Raw genomic sequence first — 3181 nt, 5'->3', positions numbered from 1 at the left:
TTACGAGCAAAAGGAAAAACAGGAAAACAGGGACTGATTGCGGTATGCAATAAACTCCTGAAACAGGTCTTTGCCGTCATGAAAAACAACACTCTTTACCAACCCAACTACTGCTCGGCAAAATTACCAACCAAACTACTGCTCGGCAAAACCCTGAAAATTTATTTGGTTTTTCGCACAGTTCATGTTAGCAGTAGTCGTTTACCGTAGTGAATAATGCCTTCCGTAATATTTGAAAGCAACAATGCCGGCATTATTGGCTAAGAATACCGAATCAAGTTCAGCAGCAAAATATTCATTACGGAATACCAATATTCCCTGTTGGTAAGTCTTGTTGCCGGCGGTAAAATTGAAAATGTTTTTTGCCTGCACTCCTTCTCTGGCCTTTCCAAAAATGTCAAACATTGAAAAGGAATAGGCATTGTTGGCACTTGCCCTTCCTTCAAGGTTCGCTGTGTTAAAAAGTGAAAAATGAATTGAATCAGTATGGGCCGCGTTGAGATAGAGCACATTGGTTATATACTCATAGTTATAGGTGTCACCGCAATCTGTTGTATTAACAACGGTTGTGTCTACACCCTTTGCTAAAAAGCTTGTGCTGTTGCCAGTATCGTCCACAAAAGACAACTGTGATGTTCCTCTTTGCGGTATCCAGCTTCTACTTTTATCAATATACATGTCTTTCACATGGCATTTGCTACATTGAAAAGACGTAGTAAAAAAATAAATAAATAAGGATAGTATAACTACTTTAGTACTCATATTGCTTTCTTTGAAAAAGGTCGGATTGCCTAAATTTGAAATCTTCGGTCTAAAAGTTTCACAGTTTTGTCAGCAGAATACCTTTGGCTGTCGTTTTATGTAAGGCAAGACTACTGCTAACGTCCATCAGCTTTCTGCTGTGCCGGGATTTATATTCGTCTGCTCCGAACTGCTGCTGATAGAATTACTGATGATGAAAATAAGGACTAAAGTTGAAGATTGAATATCGAGCCGGAACAGAAGCTGAAAGATGCACAATTGCTGATGCTGCGTATCGTCTGCCGGCATAGCTGAAAACTGTTGTTAGCTACCGTTGGCTTTTCGTCGCAGGACAACAACTGAAACAACAAAACTGCAATAAAGCAAAATAAGCTGCCATGACGTTTTCCAAATATGGCTGACACTTTCTTTTGTCTTTGTCCACCAAGAGATTTCTGGCTCAACGTAAATAACATCGTTGCACAACAAGCATTCATATTCAAGCGGCTTTACTGTGTCAGGCGGAACATGCCAAAACCAAATGTCTTTTTCACCTGCTACGTATCTTTTTGCACCACTCGCTTGCAAATTATCGAATGCTCCAACCATAGTTCCGTAACTGGAACTGTCACCAAATAGAAAATGGATGCCGTTTAGCGTGTCGCCACCATTCAGGATTTCCTTTATTCTGATTTCGGAATAGGCAAGCTTTGTTCTGTCGTCGCTCGGGTTACCCGTAAATGCAATGGTTAGAAAATTCCTTTTTGGTGGGAACTTCTCCACCAAGTTTGTGTCAAGCTTCGCCAGTTTGTTTAGACGGGTTGTGTCAAACCAAATGAGCGGCATAGCCCAAACGGTAGATTGCCGAATTTCTCGCTTTGCATAAAAACAAAAGGCAATTGGAAGAATTAGCAAACTGATGATACCGGGAATGTAATAGTTTCTTTTACGTTTTGGTCTGTCCATTTGAAGTTTCAATCAAAGAAGAGATGCAAAAATGGACAGTTTCCATAATGGCAGCTAACGTTAAAGTGTTTATGAAGTTGTGGCATTTGAAAAACGTCAGGTTCAATTAACCACAAAAGTAAAATAGTGATTTATAGTTGAATGCTTAACGTCCCGCCACAATTTTATAAACACACTGTTAGCTGCTTTGCTTTTCTTGCCGAACTTTTAAAAGCCATAGAATTGTTTTGGCAACTATGAAAATTCCTAGCATCCAAATTGAAATATGTTTATAATCTACTAGGTCTGCTTTTGAAATCCCTTTTACGTGCGGTTTTTGCCCTATTAAGAAAAACAGAACAACAAATGTCAGCAAGCACCAAATTGTAAATGATGTCCAGCCAATAACGTTTATCAGTCTTTTAAAAATTAGTTGCACTTTAATTAAGAATTATTGTCTCCATAAATCTTTAACCATTGTTGCTCTTGTCCTTCAACTTCAGGCAAAAATGAACTATTAGCATATTTCTTTATCTCGTCTAAACATCTTTTTTTCAATTCCTCATCTGGTCGTCCATACTCTAAAATTAAATGAGCGGTCCAAAGTTGAATGAAGTATTGCCCTTCCATAAAATACAAGGCAAAATCATCATAGAGATTTTTGTCAAAGTAAGACTTGGCAATATTTATCAGTATTTTATAACCAGCTTTTTCTTTAGCGCTTTTGTCAGCAGGATAAATTCCGGATAGATAATTCTGCTTACATTGAACGATATAAGATATTTTTTCTTCGATTGGTCGCTTATTAAAAATAATTGAAAGATTTTGAAGTGTCAGATAGCATTGCAGCTAAGGTGGCGAGGCTTTAGCCAGTATAGGGATTTTGTATTCCACCGCCTCACTCATTTACTGAAGCAAAATAGCAATTCTTTGATTCAACACATATTCTTCTGCCTATATTGGCAAAAGCCTATGTTAGCGGTTGTTAGTCGAACACGTACCATTTACCGTTCGTATCTGTAAAATGAGCAATTTCCCCAAAGAGTTCTGGACTGTTGGGGTCAAGTGACACGGACAGTTTGCTACCGTTTTCAAATTCCAAGGTGAAATAGTTCTTCTGTTCACCGCTCGTTTGTTTTACAACTCGGGCGATTAATGAGCAGAGGTAGTCACGGTAAGATGGTTCACCAAAACGGTATTCCTTTCCATCCACACTCACCAATGGCCATACATATAACGTGAATTGGTTTCCGTCAAAATCCAATTGTAGATAGTCCATGACAAAGGTGACAGAACTTAGTTTTTCACCAACTAGGATGTTCAGAAACTCTTTCCCTTTCTTGTCCGTAATCATGTGTGTTGCAAAATAACCGCTAGTCGGGTCACACCGGGGAGTTTCACCCCGATGTTCCCACAGAACCGTGCGTGAACCTCTCGATTCACACGGCTCTTCCTGTTCCGTCACAAATGTAGGGTATACATCCAGGATGTACCA

4 protein-coding genes are annotated in these 3181 nt (G+C 39.1%); 1 reads left to right on the top strand and 3 read right to left on the bottom strand.

Annotated elements, in window-relative coordinates; genetic code table 11:
• A partial coding sequence (locus tag D6024_RS27690) for a hypothetical protein (protein ID WP_394338481.1) occupies positions 1–210 on the top strand: 210 nt, incomplete at its 5' end.
• Here the strand turns inward: D6024_RS27690 and D6024_RS26135 are convergent.
• The 3 genes from D6024_RS26135 to D6024_RS26120 form a co-directional block, all read right to left on the bottom strand.
• Positions 202–678, bottom strand: a complete 477-nt coding sequence (locus D6024_RS26135; RefSeq protein ID WP_162945058.1) for a hypothetical protein — start codon at positions 676–678, stop codon at positions 202–204. The genes D6024_RS27690 and D6024_RS26135 overlap by 9 nt on opposite strands.
• 387 nt (positions 679–1065) lie before the next feature.
• Positions 1066–1707 (bottom strand): hypothetical protein, encoded by a 642-nt coding sequence (locus tag D6024_RS26130; RefSeq protein ID WP_121357773.1) that lies wholly within the window; start codon positions 1705–1707, stop codon positions 1066–1068.
• Between the two features lie 964 nt (positions 1708–2671).
• A partial coding sequence (locus tag D6024_RS26120; RefSeq protein WP_121357771.1) for a hypothetical protein occupies positions 2672–3181 on the bottom strand: 510 nt, incomplete at its 5' end.

The organism is Flavisolibacter nicotianae, assembly GCF_003628535.1.
Classification (GTDB): Bacteria; Bacteroidota; Bacteroidia; order Chitinophagales; family Chitinophagaceae; genus Flavisolibacter; species Flavisolibacter nicotianae.
This window is presented reverse-complemented; position numbering and strand designations above follow the sequence as displayed.